The organism is Limimaricola variabilis (assembly GCF_014195545.1).
GTDB classification, from domain to species: domain Bacteria; phylum Pseudomonadota; class Alphaproteobacteria; order Rhodobacterales; family Rhodobacteraceae; genus Limimaricola; species Limimaricola variabilis.
In genome coordinates this window covers 39,468-55,031 of the sequence record NZ_JACIBX010000006.1, presented here as the reverse complement: position 1 = coordinate 55,031, position 15,564 = coordinate 39,468, and the positions used below count along the sequence as shown (strand labels likewise).

19 protein-coding genes are annotated in these 15,564 nt (G+C 68.4%); 8 read left to right on the top strand and 11 right to left on the bottom strand.

The window, feature by feature from the left end; genetic code table 11:
- Positions 1–5 precede the first annotated feature (5 nt).
- The 4 genes from FHS00_RS09380 to FHS00_RS09365 all read left to right on the top strand — a co-directional run bounded on the left by FHS00_RS09380 (position 6) and on the right by FHS00_RS09365 (position 3,876).
- Positions 6–830 carry a TlpA family protein disulfide reductase gene (locus FHS00_RS09380; RefSeq protein WP_183472174.1) on the top strand — a complete coding sequence of 275 codons (825 nt, stop codon included), beginning with the start codon at positions 6–8 and terminating at the stop codon, positions 828–830.
- A gap of 141 nt (positions 831–971) precedes the next feature.
- Positions 972–2,192, top strand: coding sequence for an NAD-dependent epimerase/dehydratase family protein (locus FHS00_RS09375; RefSeq protein ID WP_183472173.1), 1,221 nt, complete (start codon positions 972–974; stop codon positions 2,190–2,192).
- Entirely contained in the window at positions 2,189–3,022 is an 834-nt protein-coding gene (locus FHS00_RS09370; protein ID WP_183472172.1) for a glycosyltransferase, read from the top strand. The genes FHS00_RS09375 and FHS00_RS09370 overlap by 4 nt, the downstream gene beginning before the upstream one ends.
- Complete coding sequence (locus FHS00_RS09365) at positions 3,019–3,876, top strand: NAD-dependent epimerase/dehydratase family protein (protein WP_183472171.1); 858 nt, start codon at positions 3,019–3,021, stop codon at positions 3,874–3,876. The genes FHS00_RS09370 and FHS00_RS09365 overlap by 4 nt, the downstream gene beginning before the upstream one ends.
- Here the strand turns inward: FHS00_RS09365 and FHS00_RS09360 are convergent.
- The 3 genes from FHS00_RS09360 to FHS00_RS09350 all read right to left on the bottom strand — a co-directional run bounded on the left by FHS00_RS09360 (position 3,873) and on the right by FHS00_RS09350 (position 5,706).
- Positions 3,873–4,946, bottom strand: coding sequence for a 5-(carboxyamino)imidazole ribonucleotide synthase (locus FHS00_RS09360; RefSeq protein WP_183472169.1), 1,074 nt, complete (start codon positions 4,944–4,946; stop codon positions 3,873–3,875). The two genes, FHS00_RS09365 and FHS00_RS09360, sit on opposite strands and share 4 nt — an antisense overlap.
- On the bottom strand, positions 4,939–5,424 hold the full coding sequence (gene purE / locus FHS00_RS09355; protein ID WP_183472167.1) for a 5-(carboxyamino)imidazole ribonucleotide mutase: 486 nt from the start codon (positions 5,422–5,424) through the stop codon (positions 4,939–4,941). The genes FHS00_RS09360 and purE overlap by 8 nt, the downstream gene beginning before the upstream one ends.
- A 63-nt stretch (positions 5,425–5,487) precedes the next feature.
- Positions 5,488–5,706 (bottom strand): YdcH family protein, encoded by a 219-nt coding sequence (locus FHS00_RS09350; protein WP_183472165.1) that lies wholly within the window; start codon positions 5,704–5,706, stop codon positions 5,488–5,490.
- Between the two features lie 162 nt (positions 5,707–5,868).
- Here FHS00_RS09350 and FHS00_RS09345 point away from each other — a divergent pair, with 162 nt between their 5' ends.
- The gene (locus FHS00_RS09345; RefSeq protein WP_183472163.1) at positions 5,869–6,288 is read left to right on the top strand and encodes an Hsp20 family protein; all 420 of its coding nucleotides are present in this window, start codon (positions 5,869–5,871) and stop codon (positions 6,286–6,288) included.
- Positions 6,285–6,518, top strand: a complete 234-nt coding sequence (locus FHS00_RS09340; RefSeq protein WP_183472161.1) for a DUF1150 family protein — start codon at positions 6,285–6,287, stop codon at positions 6,516–6,518. The genes FHS00_RS09345 and FHS00_RS09340 overlap by 4 nt, the downstream gene beginning before the upstream one ends.
- Before the next feature lie 72 nt (positions 6,519–6,590).
- Here the strand turns inward: FHS00_RS09340 and FHS00_RS09335 are convergent, their stop codons facing one another.
- The 3 genes from FHS00_RS09335 to trxB all read right to left on the bottom strand — a co-directional run bounded on the left by FHS00_RS09335 (position 6,591) and on the right by trxB (position 9,981).
- Entirely contained in the window at positions 6,591–8,294 is a 1,704-nt protein-coding gene (locus FHS00_RS09335; RefSeq protein ID WP_183472159.1) for a bifunctional sulfate adenylyltransferase/adenylylsulfate kinase, read from the bottom strand.
- 164 nt (positions 8,295–8,458) lie between these two features.
- A complete protein-coding gene (locus FHS00_RS09330) occupies positions 8,459–8,962 on the bottom strand; it encodes an RES family NAD+ phosphorylase (protein ID WP_183472157.1) in 504 nt (167 codons plus the stop codon).
- Complete coding sequence (gene trxB, locus FHS00_RS09325; protein ID WP_183472155.1) at positions 8,959–9,981, bottom strand: thioredoxin-disulfide reductase; 1,023 nt, start codon at positions 9,979–9,981, stop codon at positions 8,959–8,961. The genes FHS00_RS09330 and trxB overlap by 4 nt, the downstream gene beginning before the upstream one ends.
- A 196-nt stretch (positions 9,982–10,177) precedes the next feature.
- Here trxB and FHS00_RS09320 point away from each other — a divergent pair, with 196 nt between their 5' ends.
- Complete coding sequence (locus tag FHS00_RS09320; protein ID WP_183472153.1) at positions 10,178–10,678, top strand: Lrp/AsnC family transcriptional regulator; 501 nt, start codon at positions 10,178–10,180, stop codon at positions 10,676–10,678.
- 11 nt (positions 10,679–10,689) lie between these two features.
- Here the strand turns inward: FHS00_RS09320 and FHS00_RS09315 are convergent, their stop codons facing one another.
- The 4 genes from FHS00_RS09315 to lgt form a co-directional block, all read right to left on the bottom strand.
- Positions 10,690–11,472: a Hint domain-containing protein gene (locus FHS00_RS09315; protein WP_246391218.1), complete on the bottom strand. Its 783-nt coding sequence runs from the start codon at positions 11,470–11,472 to the stop codon at positions 10,690–10,692.
- A gap of 133 nt (positions 11,473–11,605) precedes the next feature.
- Complete coding sequence (gene pgeF, locus FHS00_RS09310; RefSeq protein WP_183472151.1) at positions 11,606–12,373, bottom strand: peptidoglycan editing factor PgeF; 768 nt, start codon at positions 12,371–12,373, stop codon at positions 11,606–11,608.
- Positions 12,370–13,431, bottom strand: coding sequence for a class I SAM-dependent methyltransferase (locus FHS00_RS09305; RefSeq protein WP_183472128.1), 1,062 nt, complete (start codon positions 13,429–13,431; stop codon positions 12,370–12,372). Before FHS00_RS09305 ends, pgeF begins: the two co-directional genes overlap by 4 nt.
- Positions 13,428–14,321, bottom strand: a complete 894-nt coding sequence (lgt, locus tag FHS00_RS09300; protein ID WP_183472126.1) for a prolipoprotein diacylglyceryl transferase — start codon at positions 14,319–14,321, stop codon at positions 13,428–13,430. The genes FHS00_RS09305 and lgt overlap by 4 nt, the downstream gene beginning before the upstream one ends.
- 169 nt (positions 14,322–14,490) lie before the next feature.
- Here lgt and FHS00_RS09295 point away from each other — a divergent pair, with 169 nt between their 5' ends.
- Positions 14,491–14,739 carry an accessory factor UbiK family protein gene (locus FHS00_RS09295; RefSeq protein WP_085897110.1) on the top strand — a complete coding sequence of 83 codons (249 nt, stop codon included), beginning with the start codon at positions 14,491–14,493 and terminating at the stop codon, positions 14,737–14,739.
- Between the two features lie 60 nt (positions 14,740–14,799).
- On the opposite strand, the gene FHS00_RS09290 is transcribed toward FHS00_RS09295, so the two are convergent.
- Positions 14,800–15,486 (bottom strand): nucleotidyltransferase domain-containing protein, encoded by a 687-nt coding sequence (locus FHS00_RS09290; protein WP_183472123.1) that lies wholly within the window; start codon positions 15,484–15,486, stop codon positions 14,800–14,802.
- Positions 15,487–15,564: the final 78 nt, after the last annotated feature.

The window sequence follows — 15,564 nt, the reverse complement described above, 5'->3', positions numbered from 1 at the left end:
CGCCCATGACATCGACAAGCGACTACGTCTACGACCACGTCGAGGCCAGCACCCTGCGCCGCGACATGGCCTTCGAACCCGGGGTGCCGGGACCGGGCGACCGGTTGCCCGTCTTCGATCTGCCCGCCGCCACCGGCGGGCGGATCCGCAGCCACGCGATCACCGGCAACAAGCCGATGCTGCTCGTCACCGGGTCGTACACATGCCCGATGACGGCCTCGTCCGTCCCGGCGCTCAAGAAGCTGCATCGCCGCTATGGCGGACAGGTTGTGTTCGTCATGCTGCATGTGCGCGAGGCGCATCCCGGCGAACGCTTCGACCAGCCGCACGACATGGACGCCAAGATCCGCAACGCCCGCATTCTGAAGGCGCGCGACAACCTGCCTTGGCCGGTCGCGGTGGATGACACGCAGGGCACGCTGCACCGCCAGTTGGGCGAGAAACCCAACGCGGTCTGGCTCACCGACCGCGAGGGCACGATCGTCTATCGTGGGCTCTGGGCGGGCGATACCGAGACACTGGGCGATGCGCTAGAAGCGGTGTCGCGCGGTCGACTGCCGAAAAAGCGCGAAAGCACCGCGCGGGTCGGCCCCATGGCGGCCGGGATCGGCGTGATGCGTGAGGTCACGCAGCGCTCGGGCAAGCGCGCCGAGGCCGATTTGTGGAAGGCCGCGCCGCCGGTCGCCGCGCTGGCACGGGTCGCGGATCTCTACCGTCCGCTGCCACCCGCCTGGCGCACCTATGCCGCCGCCGCCACTATCGGTCTGGGCGCCACCGCGCTGATCGGGGCGCTGAGCCGGGCCGGCCGCAAGACGGTCAAACGGCGCTGAGTCGCCGGGCCCCGCCCCGGACGCCGGGGCGGGGTGGCGCTTTGCCCCGCCCCATGCATTATGCCGCCCGAGGAGGGCAGGGTGTCATGACCCTGTCGCCGGGCCGTGCGAGGCCCGGGGCGTCTAGCAAGGGGGCACATCATGAAGATCGCGATTCTCGGCGGCGACGGTTTCGTCGGCTGGCCGACCTGCCTGCATCTGTCCGAGCAGGGCCACGAGATCCACATTCTCGACAATCTCAGCCGCCGCTGGATCGACACCGAGCTGGGCGTGCAGTCGCTCACGCCGATGGACTCGATCCAGGAGCGCTGCCGGATCTGGCACGAGGTGACCGGACGGCGGCTGAACTTCCACCTGATCGATCTCGCCAAGGAATACGAGCGGCTGAAGTCTTGGCTGGCCGAGGAAAAACCCGACGCCGTCATCCATTTCGCCGAGCAGCGCGCCGCGCCCTATTCGATGAAATCCGACCGTCACAAGGTCTACACCGTCAACAACAACACCAATGCGACGCACAACCTGCTCGCCGCGCTGGTGGAGACGGGCATCGACGCGCATCTGCTGCATCTCGGCACGATGGGCGTCTACGGCTATTCCAGCGTCGGCGCAGCGATCCCCGAAGGCTATCTCGACGTCGAAGTCGAAACGCTTTCGGGTGACAAGGCAAAGCAGGAGATCCTCTATCCGACCAAGCCCGGCTCGGTCTATCACATGACCAAGAGCCTCGATCAGATCCTGTTCCAGTTCTACGCTCAGAACGACGGGCTGCGGATCACCGACCTGCATCAGGGCATCGTCTGGGGCACCCATACCGACCAGACCCGCCGCCACGAGCAGTTGATCAACCGCTTCGACTATGACGGCGATTACGGCACCGTGCTCAACCGTTTCCTGATCCAGGCGGCGATCGGCCACCCGCTCACCGTGCACGGCACGGGCGGGCAGACGCGCGCCTTCATCCATATCCAGGATTCGGTGCGCTGCATCGAACTGGCGCTGGGCGACGCGCCGAAATCGGGCGAGCGGGTGCGCATCTTCAACCAGATGACCGAAACCCACCGGGTCCGCGATCTGGCCGAGATGGTGGCGAAGAAAACGGGTGCGCGGGTCTCTTATCTGCCCAACCCGCGCAAGGAGGCCGAGGAGAACGATCTCGTCGTGAAGAACGACAAGTTCCTCGCGCTGGGCCTCGATCCGATCACCCTGCAGGAGGGGCTTCTGGACGAGGTGGTCGAGGTGGCGCGGAAATACGCGCATCGCATCGACCGTAGCCGCGTGCCCGCCGTTTCCGCCTGGACCCGAGATCTGGGCGCGCGGGTCGAGCGCGACCCCGAGGGCCGGGCGCTGCGCACCGTCTCATGAGCGATGGATTGCGCCCCGAAGGCCCGGCGACCGATCGCCGGGCCTTCGTCACCCTGGTCACCAATGCAGATTTCGCACGGGGCGCGAAGGCGCTGCTGCGCTCCCTCCGGCTGACCGGGACGACGGCCGATCTTGTCGTGCTGCACACCGGCGGGGTGGGGGCGGACGATCTCGCGCCGCTCAGGGCGCGTGGTGCCCGGCTGGTGCAGACGGAGCTGCTGCCGACCTCACGGGACTTCAACGCCGCCCATGCGCGCGAGGCGCTGCACGGCGCGGCCCCATTCACCAAGGGCGAGAAGCCGGCCTTTCACACGCCGCTCGACAACTTCGCCAAGCTCAGGCTGTGGCAGCTCGACTACGAGCGCGTCGTGTTCCTCGACGCTGACACGCTGGCGCTGCGCAATATCGATGCGCTGTTCGACTACCCCGAATTCTGCGCGGCGCCGAACGTATATGAGAGCCTCGCAGACTTTCATCGGATGAATTCGGGCGTGTTCACCGCTCGGCCCGATCCGGCCACGTTTGATGCGATGCTGGCGCGGCTCGACTCGCCCGGCGCCTTCTGGCGGCGCACCGACCAGACCTTCCTGCAGGACTTTTTTCCCGACTGGCACGGCCTGCCGGTGACCTGCAACACGCTGCAATATGTCTGGTTCAACCTGCCCGAGCTGTGGAGCTGGGAGCAGATCAAGGTGCTGCATTTCCAGTACGAGAAGCCGTGGCAGGACCATGCCAAGGCCGAGCGGCTGCGGGTGCTGATCGATTTGTGGCGTGCCTATGAGGGCGACGGGCCAGTGCCCGATCTTGCGCATCTGCCGAACCCGTCATGAAGGTCGCGCTGACCGGGGCGACCGGGTTGGTCGGGCGGTTCCTGCTGCACGGTCTCGCGGCACGGGGGCACGAGGTGGTGACGCTCGGCCGGCAGACGGTCGCAGGCAATGAACACCGGCGCTGGGCGCTGGGCGAGGCGGCGCCGCTCGCGGGCTGCGACGCGCTGGTGCATGCGGCCTTTCTCCATGTGCCCGGGCGCTACCGCGGCGGCGAGGGGAGCGATCCCGAAGGCTTTGTCGCGGCGAACCGCGACGGTTCGCTGCGGCTCTTTCGCGAGGCGCGGGAGGCGGGGCTCACCCGTGCGCTCTTCCTGTCGAGCCGCGCGGTCTATGGCGACTACCTGCCCGGCACCGCGCTGACCGAGGATCTCGCGCCGCGCCCGGACACCCTCTATGGCGAGGTGAAATGGGCGGCGGAGCAGGGGCTCTCTGCGCTGGCCCGGCCCGGCTTTGCCACCGCAGCCATCCGCGCCACGGGGATCTATGGGCCCTCTGGCGTTTCCGGCCCGGATCACAAGTGGCGCGGGCTGTTCGAGGCCTTCCTTGCGGGCGACACCGTCGCGCCGCGCGTGGCGACCGAACTGCATGGCGAAGATCTGGCGGCAGCGGTGGCATTGCTGCTGGAAGCGCCCGAGGCAGCGCTGGCCCCCCGCAGCTTCAACGCGTCGGACATCACGCTCGACCGGCGCGACCTGCTGGAGCGTGTGGCGCGGATCACTGGGCGGGGCGGGCCGCTGCCCGATCGCGCCGACGCGTCGCGCGTCAGCGCCATGCGCTGTGACCGGCTTTGGCAGCTGGGCTGGCGGCCGCGCGGCATGGAAGGTCTCGATGCCGCGCTGCGCGAGATGCTCTAGCGCACCGGGCCGGTGATCCGGTTGACGTGGCCCATCTTGCGGCCGGGCCGGGCCTCGGCCTTGCCATAAAGGTGGATGGCCGACTGGGTGGCTGCGATCTGCGGGATGCGGTCGACATCGTCGCCGATCAGGTTCTCCATCACCACGTCCGAATGCCGCGCACCGTCGCCCAACGGCCAGCCCGCGACCGCGCGGATATGCTGCTCGAACTGGTCGATCAGGCAGCCATCTTGGGTCCAGTGGCCGGAATTGTGCACCCGCGGCGCGATCTCGTTGATCACGAGGCCCTGCGGCGTGACGAAGAGCTCCACACCCATGACGCCGACATAGTCGAGCTCGGTCAGGATCTTCGCTGCCAAGAGCACCGCGTCGGTGCGCTGCGAGGCCGTGAGCCGGGCGGGCACGGTGGTCTCGCGCAGGATGCCGTCCTCGTGACGGTTCTCACCGGGATCGAAGCAGGCGACCGCACCGTCGAGCCCGCGCGCGCCGATCACGCTGACCTCGTGCGAGAACTCAACGAAGCCTTCGAGGATCGAGGGCGCGCCGTTCATCTCCGCCAGCGCCGCGGCGGCGGCATCCGCCGACATGATCCGTGCCTGTCCCTTGCCGTCATAGCCGAAGCGGCGGGTCTTGAGGATCGCCGGCGCGCCGATCTCGGCCAGCGCCGCGTCGAGCGAGCCGGCGTCGTCCACGGCGGCATAGGGCGCGGTGGCGAGGCCGAGGGAGCGTAGGAAGTCCTTTTCGTCGATCCGGTCCTGGCTGACCGCGAGAGCGCGCCGATTGGGGCGGATCGGAACGATGGACTCGATCAGGTCGAGCGAGGCCGTGGGCACGTTCTCGAACTCGTAGGTCACCACGTCGACCGAGCCGGCAAAGGCCCTGAGCGCCGCCTCGTCATCCCAGGCGGCGGTGGTGGCATGGGCCGCGACTTCGGCCGCCGGGACGTCGGAGCCGGGATCGTAGACATGGCATTTCAGGCCCAGCCGGGACGCCGCGACCGCGAGCATCCGGCCTAGCTGACCGCCGCCCAAGATCCCGATGGTCGAGCCGGGGCGCAGCGCGTCACTCATCGCGGGGCTCCTCGGGGATCGAGGCCGACAGCGCCTCGCGCCAGTTGTCGAGCCGCTGCGCCAGCGCCGGATCGCCCAGCGCCAGGATACCCGCGGCCATCAGCCCGGCATTCGCCGCCCCCGCCGATCCGATTGCCATGGTAGCGACGGGAAAGCCGCGCGGCATCTGCAGGATGGAGTAGAGCGAGTCGACGCCCGACAGCGCGCGGGTCTGCACCGGCACGCCGATCACCGGCAGGCGGGTCTTCGACGCCATCATGCCGGGCAGATGCGCGGCACCGCCGGCCCCCGCGATGATCACCTCGAGGCCGCGGGCGACGGCGGTCTTGCCGTAATCCCACAGCCGGTCCGGGGTGCGGTGCGCCGAGACGATCCGGGTTTCGTATTCCACGCCCAGCTCGTCGAGCATCTGCGCCGCTTCGCGCATCGTCGCCCAGTCCGACTGGCTGCCCATGATGATGCCGACCTTCACGCCCATGCCGATCCCTTCCTTGCAGTTGAGGGCGGGACTACACCGGTGCGGGACGCGACGGCAAGCAGATCAGGCGATGATGTCCGGCAATATCCGGTCCTCGATCCGGGTGATCCGGTCCTTGAGCTGCAGTTTCTGCTTCTTGAGCCGCCGTAGCCGCAGCATGTCGGCTCCGCCGCGCTCCTCGAGCGCGTGGATCGCCTCGTCGAGATCGCGATGCTCGCGCTTGAGCACCTCAAGCTCCACCCGGAGCACCTCGATCTCTTCCATCTTCGCCGACTTGTTCATGCTCGTCTGCCCTGCGTCTTTGGCCCTCATCATAGAAGCTGCGCCGCCAGCCGCCTAGCCCCGCACCTTGCAAGGCGGAATTTCGCCACCCATATTGGGGTTAAGGCGGCTGCCGATGCCGGGGCCGCTGACGGACGGTCGCTTGGGCAGAGGACGTGTCGCATGACGAAGCTGACATTGGGGACGCACCCCTTCCTTCTGGGGTTCGAACAGCTTGAAAGGCTGGTCGAACGAACCGCGAAGGCGTCGGGAGACGGATATCCGCCCTATAACATCGAGCAGACCTCGGAGCGGTCCTACCGGATCACGCTCGCCGTGGCCGGGTTCGCCGAATCCGACCTCTCGATCACGGTCGAGGACAACCAGCTCGTGGTGCGCGGACGCCAGTCCGACGCCGGCTCCGAGCGGGTGTTCCTGCATCGTGGCATCGCCGCACGCCAGTTCCAGCGCAGCTTCGTGCTGGCCGATGGCGTCGAGGTGGGCGAGGCGGTGATGGAGAACGGCCTGCTGCATATCGACCTCTCCCGTCAGCCCGCCGACAGCGTCGTGCAGACGATCCGCATTAAGAGGAGTGGAACATGAACACGCAATTCCGCCATCCCAAGCTGACCGAAGACGAAAGCAAGCTGGTCTACGTCAAGCCCGTGGCCGTCGCCGACCTTCCAGAAGAGGTGCAGGAACAGGCCGAGGGTCTGGAGGTGCTGTTCGCCGTGCATGACAGCGATGGCCAGCAACTCGCGCTCGTGGCCGACCGCCGGTTGGCCTTCACGTTGGCGCGGCAGCACGACATGCATCCGGTGACGCTGCACTGAGCCGCACGACATCGACGGAAACGAAAAAGGCGCGCCCCGAGGGGCGCGCCTTTCGCGTGTCTGGTGCGGCGATCACCCCGCGATCAGGCCCATCTGTTCGAGCTTCAGGATCACCTGATGCGCGCAGTTGTCGACATCGGTGCCCTCGGTCTCGACGCGGAGCTCCGGGCTCTCGGGGACGTCATAGGGATCCGAGATGCCGGTGAACTCCTTGATCTTGCCTTCGCGGGCGAGCTTGTAGAGCCCCTTGCGGTCGCGCCGCTCGCATTCCTCGATCGAGGTCGCGACATGCACCTCGATGAAGGCGCCGAAATTCTCGACATCCTCGCGCACGGCGCGGCGCGTCGCGGCATAGGGCGCGATCGGCGCGCAGATCGCGATGCCGCCATTCTTGGTGATCTCGCTCGCCACGTAGCCGATGCGGCGGATGTTGAGGTCGCGGTGCTCCTTTGAGAAGCCCAGCTCGGAGCTGAGATTCTTGCGCACGATGTCGCCGTCGAGCAGCGTCACCGGGCGACCGCCCATCTCCATCAGCTTGACCATCAGCGCGTTAGCGATGGTCGACTTGCCGGAGCCGGAGAAGCCGGTGAAGAACACCGTGAAGCCCTGCTTGGAGCGCTCGGGCGAGGTACGGCGCAGCTCGCGGACCACCTCGGGGAAGGAGAACCACTCGGGGATCTCAAGACCCTCGGCCAGGCGGCGGCGCAACTCGGTGCCCGAGATGTTGAGCACGGTCGAGCCTTCGGGCACCTCGTCGATCGGGTAGTACTGGGCCTTCTCCTGCACGTAGACCATGTGCTTGAAGTCGACCATCTCGATGCCGATTTCCTCCTGGTGCTGGCGCACCAGCTCCTGGGCGTCATAGGGGCCGTAGAAATCCTCGCCCTGGCTGTTCTTGCCCGGGCCGGCGTGGTCGCGGCCGACGATGAAATGTGTCAGGCCGTGGTTCTTGCGGATCAGCGCGTGCCACAGCGCCTCGCGCGGGCCGCCCATGCGCATCGCGAGGTTGAGCAGCGACAGATGCGTGGTGGAGGACGGGTACTTGTCGAGCACCGCCTCGTAGCAGCGCACGCGGGTGAAGTGGTCGACATCGCCCGGCTTGGTCATGCCCACCACCGGGTGGATCAGCAGGTTGGCCTGCGCCTCGCGGGCGGCGCGGAAGGTCAGTTCCTGGTGCGCGCGGTGCAGCGGGTTGCGGGTCTGGAAGGCGACGATGCGCTGCCAGCCCATCTTGCGGAAATAGGCGCGCAGCTCGTTGGGCGTGTCGCGCCGTGCCTTGAAGTCGTAATGCACCGGCTGCTGGATGCCGGTCACCGGGCCGCCGAGATAGACGTTGCCCGCGTGGTTGTGCAGGTAATTCACCGCCGGGTGCGCGCTGTCATCGGCGCCGAAGACCTTCTCGGCCTCGCGCGACTTGTTGGGCACCCATTTGTCGGTGACGGTCATGGTGGCGAGGATCACGCCTTCTTGGTCGCGCAGGGCGATGTCCTGGCCCAGCTCGACCGTCTCGGCGAACTTCTCGGAGACGTCGAGCGTGATCGGCATCGGCCACAGCGCACCGTCCTGGGTGCGCATGGTCTCGACGACGCTGTCGTAATCCGCCTCGGAGAGGAAACCCTTGAGCGGGTTGAAGCCGCCGTTCATTAGCAGCTCGAGGTCGCAGATCTGGCGCGGCGTCAGGTCGTGCGAGACGAGGGTCCCGGCCTCGACCTTCAGCTTCTGGGCAGACTCGTAGGAAACGTAGAGTTCGGGAATCGGGGCGAGGTTCGAGGCCATCAAAGCAGTTCTCCAGGGGCCGAAAATGGGGGGCTCTTGCCGCTCCTAGACCGCGTCTTTGCCGTGTCGCAAGGGGCGGGGCGTACAAAACGGACCGTTTTCCACGAGAGGCGGGCGCTGCGGAACGGAGAGGCAAAGAGGCAGGCGAAAGGCGAACACGCCGCCTAGCGATCGGGCAGCGGTTCGGGCCAGCGCCGCGAGGGGCCTGCCTGGTGCATCCCGGATGCGGAGAACAGCACCAGATGCGCGTGCTCGGGCGCCTTGCGCGAGCGATAGAGGAAACCCGTCGCACCGAGTGCGCGCAACCGGTCGGAGGCGCGCCAGCTGCGGGCGGGACGACCCGCGGCCCGGTCCTCTGCCCATCGCACCGTCAGGTCGTCGGGACATACGCCAAAGGCAACGCAGTTTTCGTCTTCACGCAGATCGGCGATGCGGGGCGCGGCCAGTTCCAGCGTCCAGAGCCGGCGGGGCGGGTCGTCCGGGCGCAGATAGGTGGCCAGTGCCACTGCCGCCCCTTCGGGGCTCAGCGAAGCGTAGATCGCGGGTTGGCCGTCATGGTGAAACCGGCCCTCGGGGTTGGCAACCAAGGCCAGCGGGTCGGCTCCGGCGGCGCAGATCCGCCATATCCGACCCGAAAAGGGGCGGAGAATCTCCGCCCCATCCATCATTTCACGGTCGCGGCTTCGGGCGCGCCGTAGCCCAGCGGCAGCGTCTCGTCCTTTTCATGGCCCGCCACTTCCGCGGCCTGACCGTGCTCGGCCAGGAAACGTTCGGCATCCAGCGCGGCCATGCAGCCCATGCCGGCCGAGGTCACGGCCTGACGATAGACATGGTCGGTCAAGTCGCCGGCGGCGAAGACGCCGGGGATCGAGGTGCGGGTCGTACCCGGCTCGACCTTCACATAGCCGCCGTGATGCGTCTCGAGCTGATCCTTGACCAGTTCGGAGGCAGGAGCGTGGCCGATCGCGATGAAGACGCCCTTGGCAGGAATCTCGGTGATCTCGCCGGTCCGCACGTCCTTGGCCCGGACCGCCGTCACGCCCTTCGGATTGTCCTCGCCCACCACCTCATCGAGCTGGTGATGCCACAGCGTCTCGACCTTCGGGTGCTCGAACAGGCGCTTTTGCAGCACCATCTCCGCGCGCAACTCGTCGCGACGGTGGATCAGCGTGACCTTGGAGGCGAAGTTGGTGAGGAACAGCGCCTCTTCTACGGCGGTGTTGCCGCCACCGACCACCACGATCTCCTGACCGCGATAGAAGAAGCCGTCGCAGGTCGCGCAGGCGGAGACGCCGAAACCCTTGAAGGCCTCTTCGGAGGGCAGACCGAGCCACTTGGCGCGGGCGCCGGTGGCGAGGATCACCGCTTCGGCCACATATTCGGTGCCGCTGTCGCCACGAGCCACGAAGGGCCGCTTCGACAGATCGAGATCGGTGATGATGTCGGTGATGATCTCGGCGCCCATTTCGCGGGCATGGGCCTCCATCCGCACCATCAGGTCAGGGCCCTGCACGGTGGTGTCACCGGGCCAGTTCTCGACATCGGTGGTGGTGGTGAGCTGGCCGCCCGGCTCTAGGCCCTGCACCAGGATCGGCTGCAGCATCGCCCGGCTGGCATAGACCGCGGCGGTGTAGCCCGCCGGGCCGGAACCGATGATGAGAACCCGAGTGTCGCGCCGCGTGGTCATGGGACGTCCCCTTGCAAGCCTGAAGTCGGCTGCATATAGCCACTGTCCCCGGCGCTGCAAACCCCGCCGCGCGGGAAGCGGTTCGACCTGCGGCCGCCGCGTCATCCTCAGGGTCACGATGTTGCGCACGCGTGCAATATTCTTGCGTCCGCACGCGGTCTGTCCTAGGTGATGCGCAAGATTCATGGAGAAGATGATGCCCGGGGCGAAACTCGACGAGATCGACAGGATGATCCTGGCCGAGCTGCAGGCCGATGGCCGGATGACGAATGTGGAGCTGGCCCGCCGCGTCGGCATTTCGGCGCCGCCCTGCCTGCGCCGGGTGCGCACGCTCGAGGAGCAGGGCTACATCCGCGGCTACCATGCCGATGTCGACGCCCGTGAACTGGGCTTCGACGTGTCGGTTTTCGCCATGGTCCGGCTGGTGAGCCAGTCCGAGGCGGAGCTGTCGGCCTTCGAGGCGCGGTGCAACGGCTGGCCGCTCGTGCGCGAGTGTCACATGCTCAACGGCGAGGTGGACTTCATCCTCAAATGCGTGGCGCCCGACCTGCGCAGCTTCCAGTCCTTTCTCACCGGTGAGCTGACCGCGGCGCCGAACGTCGCCAGCGTCAAGACCTCGCTGGTGATCCGCAACGCCAAGGCCGAGCCCGGCGTGCCCTTCGACGTGCTCGAGGAGCGGTTGTCGCGCAAGGCCTGAGGCGCGGGGCCTCAGGCGACCTGATCGAGTTCGGCCAGCCGCAGCCTCGGCAGGGCGGGCGGGCCGAAATCCTCGATCCGCTCGAGATGCGGAAAGCAGGACAGGAACAGCGCACGGTCCTCGGGCGAGAGGCGCGCCAGCCGGGCAGGGCCGGGGTGGTAGCTTTCGACCTCGACGCCGTTGGCGAGGATGCGTTCGTGCCGCTCGAAGCCCAGATGGAACACCTGCACCGCCGAGGGCGGGCGTAGCTCCACCACCCCCATCCCGTCGATCAGGTCGCGCGCCGGCAGGGCTGCGGCCCGGTGTCCGGTCAGCCGCTCGATCGCGGCGCCGTGGCGAACAAGATTGGCCATCGGCCCGAGCACGAGGTCGTGCATCGGCCGCGCGATCCCCAGAGCGTCGGCTGCGACCCGGGTGAGGCGGCCCATCTCGGGCGACTGGCCGGGCACGTCCGCGACCAGCGTCGTGCCGCCACGCCAAAGCAGGGTGCGAAAGCCGCGTCCCACCGTCTTGACCTTGTCGCCGGGCAGCAGGTCCTCGACCGCGACGAGGCCGCGTTCGGTCGGGATCTGGGCACCATGCGCAAAGGCCGCGACCGCTTCCTCGAAGATCGGGGCGGCGGGGACGGTGCGGCTGCACTCGACGATGTCGCCGGGGTGATCGCGACAGAGCGTCATGATCTCGATCCGCCGCATCAGCGTCGGCTGTGCGGGTAGCGAGGTGTCGTGACGGGACGCGGGGAGCGACGCCCCGGCGCGGGCCGGGACGCGAGAAACGGGCAGGGGTAGTGCCATGCGATCACCTTTCGGTCGTCACATCGGCTGTCGGCCCCCACCGACAACACCCGAAGCTGTTGGGTTCCCGGCGACAATGGGTCGGCGGAGCACGATTGTCAAAGATGTCGGGCGAAACGGATTGTTTCGGGCCTCAGAGCCGGATCGCAGCGATCAGCCGTCCGTAATCGGCCTCGCGCGCATGGGTGGCGCGGCGATAGCTGAAGAACCGCGCCGGATCGGAATAGGTGCAGTGCCGGGTCCATTCGGCCGAGGCGATGCCGGCGGCGCGCAGTCGGCGCAGGCCGAAGCCCGGCAGGTCGAAGAGCAGCCGGTCGCCCTGGCCTTGAGCGAAATGCCGCGCGGCCTCCGGGTCCTCGGCGAGAAAGGCGTCGAGCATTTCCGGGCCGACCTCGTAGCAGCGCTGGCTGATGGTCGGGCCGATCACCGCGCGGATCCGGTCGCGCCGCGCGCCGAGATCCACCATCGCGTCGATCGTGGCGTCGAGCACGCCCGCCAGCGCCCCCTTCCAGCCCGCATGGGCAGCCCCGATCACCTGCGCCTCGGCATCGGCGAAGAGCACAGGCTGGCAATCGGCGGTGAGAATAGTGAGCGCGAGGCCGGGGCGGTTGGTGACCAGTGCGTCGGCGCGGGCCGGCTCGCCCCCCGGCGCGGTGACCTTCACCACGTCGGCGGAGTGGATCTGGTAGAGGCCGATCAGCGCCTCGGGCGCCACCCCCATCTCCCGCGCCACGCGGGCGCGGTTGATGCGGACCGCCTCGTGCTGGTCGGAGCTGCCCGGACCACAGTTGAGACCGGCAAAGACGCCGGACGAGGCGCCGCCGGCACGGCCGAAGAAGCCATGGCGCAGCGGCGCGAGGCTGTCGGCGGTGATGATGTCGAGCGGCGTTGCGGCGTTCACGTCTCAAATCCGGGTGGCGGCGGGGCATCGCACGGATGAAGTGCGGCTACCTTGAACAGGTCGCCCATTTCTTCGGGGTGGGTCAAGCGGCGATGCGCGGCAACATGGCGGTCGAGCGCCGCACCTTCGAGCCGCGCGGCCAACGCCTGGGCACGCGCCGTGATTCCGAGACGTTCGAGAAAGACGCCTTGCGGCACCGGCCCGGCGCAGGCGGCCGGGGCGGCGGCGCGGGCCAGCGAGTCGAAATCGACATGCGCGGTCAGGTCGGCGGCACCAGGTGCATCGAGCGGATCGACCTTGTGGTGGTCCTGCACCGCCTGGAAGCTGTCGCCGGTCGTGCCGCGGCCGCCGTAATCGACGATCAGCGCCGCGCCGCCATTCTCGGCGATGCGGGCGCCGATTTCGCCGACCAGCGCGGGCAGGGCCGGGGAGATCTCGACCATGTCGCCATCGAGCGTGTTGGCCAGGCGGTGTTCGAGCTGCGTCAGCGGTGCCGGCGCGGTCAGGCCGAAGACCAGCCGGTCGCCGTCGCGCCCGATCACCCGCTCGCGCCAGCCGGACCCGTCGCGAATGAACTGGCGGATCGGCAGCGCGTCGAAGAACTCGTTGGCGACGAGGAAGAGCGGCAGGTCGTCGGGGATCTGGTCGAGCCGGTCGTGCCATGTCGCGTCGGGCAGCCGCTCGGCCTGCGCCGCGCGCAGCGTGGGCGAGGCCTCGACCAGATGCAGGCGGAGCGCGGCGTGAAAGCCCGGGACCCGGGCTGTGGCGCGCAGCATGTCGGCCATCAGCGTGCCGCGCCCCGGCCCCGGCTCGACCAGCGCGAACGGCGCGGGTGCGCCCTGTTCGAGCCAGGCTTGCGCCAGGGCGAGGCCGATCAGCTCGCCGAACATCTGGCTGATCTCGGGCGCGGTGGTGAAATCGCCGCTTGTGCCCAGCGGGTCGCGGGTCGTGTAATAGCCATGCACCGGGTGCAGCAGGCATTCGGTCATGTAATCGGCGATGCCGATCGGCCCGGTGGCGGCGATGCGCCGCAGCAGGATCTCGCGTAGCGCCGTCATGCCGTGGCGGGCGCGCGGCGCCGGGCATGGGCGATCACCGCGATCCCGGCGAGGATCATCGGCAAGGACAGGATCTGGCCCATCGTCAGGCCCCAGCCATCGACATGCAGCGCCAGACCGAGCGGGTTGCCGGGCGAGACGAACTGCGCGTCGGGCTGGCGCACGAATTCCACCAGAAAGCGCCCGATGCCGTAGACCAGGAAGAAGGTGCCCGACAGCATCCAGGGCCGCTTCAGCGCGCCCCAGCGAAACGCCATGAGAATGAACAGCACCAGCAGGAACAGCCCCTCGATGCCGGCCTCGTAGAGCTGCGATGGATGGCGCGCGCACAGGCCTTCGATGCCGGGGCAGTCCTGCGCCGCCGCGCCCGGGAAGATCACGCCCCAGGGAAGGTCGGTGGGCCGGCCCCAGAGCTCGGCGTTGACGAAGTTGGCAAGGCGGCCCAGCAGGATCGCGGGCGGGGTGGCCAGCGCGATGGTGTCGGCGACGCCGCCGAGCGGCAGGCGGTGGCGGCGCGCGAAGATCAGGATCGCGAGGATCACGCCGATGAAGCCGCCATGGAAGGACATGCCGCCCTGCCACAGGAAGGGGATCTCCCAGGGGTGGGTCAGGTAGTAGCCCGGCTGGTAGATCAGCACGTAGCCCAGCCGCCCGCCGCCGATGATCCCGAGGATGATCCAGCTCAGCAGGTTCTCGAGCTCGGGCGGGGTCATGGCCGGGCGGTCGCCGGGCCACAGGCCGGGGCGCTTGAGCGCCGCGACCGAAAGCCGCCAGCCCGCGAGGATGCCGACGATATAGGCCAGCGCATACCAGCGCAGCGCGAATTCGAACTCGCCAAGCGAGATCGTGAAGATCTCGGGCGAGATCTCGGGGAAGGGGATGCCATTCATGGCGCGATACCTGCGGCGGGGTGCCGGGGCTTGTCAATCCGGGCAACCGCGCCGGAAGGCGGGGCCTCCCCATGTCGTGAGCGGCCCACGTCGGCGCGCAGGTCGTCGCCTTGTCGCCGGGCTCCGCGCCGCCCATATAGAAGCCAGCCCGAAACAGCGGAGACCCGCCATGCAATCGAGAAACAAGATCTTCGACGATCTGTCGCAGCTGATGACCAACGCGATGGGCGTGGCGCAGGGCGCGAAGGACGAGGCCAACAACGCCATGAAGTCGATGCTCGACCGCTGGCTGGCCGACCGCGACCTCGTGACCCGCGAGGAGTTCGACGCGGTGCGCGCGATGGCGCAGAAGGCGCGCGAGGAGAACGAGGCGCTCAAGGCCCGGATCGCCGCGCTGGAGACCAAGACGTCGAACTGATGGCCCGGCCGGTCATCGAGATGTGAAAGGGGCGGCCCGTCGGGGCCGCCCTCTTGCATGTCAGGAGGCGCGGTGCGGCGGCGCGTCATTACGCCATTCCACCAAGGCGCCGCCGCAGGGCGCGTAGATGCGGTCGACCGTCTCGACAACCGCCCCCGGCTCGGCTCGCGCGAACAATGCCTCGAAAGCGGCGATCAGCGCTGGGCCGATTTCGCTCTCCTCCTTGCGCAACAGGCGCAAGGCGTGCTTGCCGCGCCCGCTCCAAAGCCCGCGCGACCGGCGCAGGTGATCCAGCGCGTGCGGATAGAGCAGCGCACCGGTGATGCGGATCTCGTCGGGATCGGTCGCGCCGCGCAGGTCTTCGAGTAGGTCGCCCGCGATGAAGCGAGAGCGCTCGAGCTCCGCGGCGCTCCAGGAGCGCGGACCTTCGGCAAGGCGGCGCTCGGCCAGACTTCGCGCCGCGTCCGCCACCGGGCCGGCGCGCAAGACGACGCTGCGGGTCACCATGTCCATGAGCACTGGGAGGCCGCGCGCGGCATCCTTCTCGAAGAACAGGTCGAGCGAGTCGAGATCATGCACGAAGACCTCGAAGAGCCGCCCCTCTTCGAGAAAGCTCTCTCGCCATGCATGGTCGAGCCGGTCGAAGACGACGACGAGGTCGATGTCGGAACTTCGCGTGCCAGTGCCGCGCGCCAGCGAGCTGGTCCAGAACAGGGCTGCCGCGCCGGGGTAGCGGGCTTCGGCCACGCGCCGGGCCAAGGCCTCGTGAAGGGTCAGGATGTCACCGGTTCGAACGGTGACGGGCGGCCATGGCGACCGCCCGCC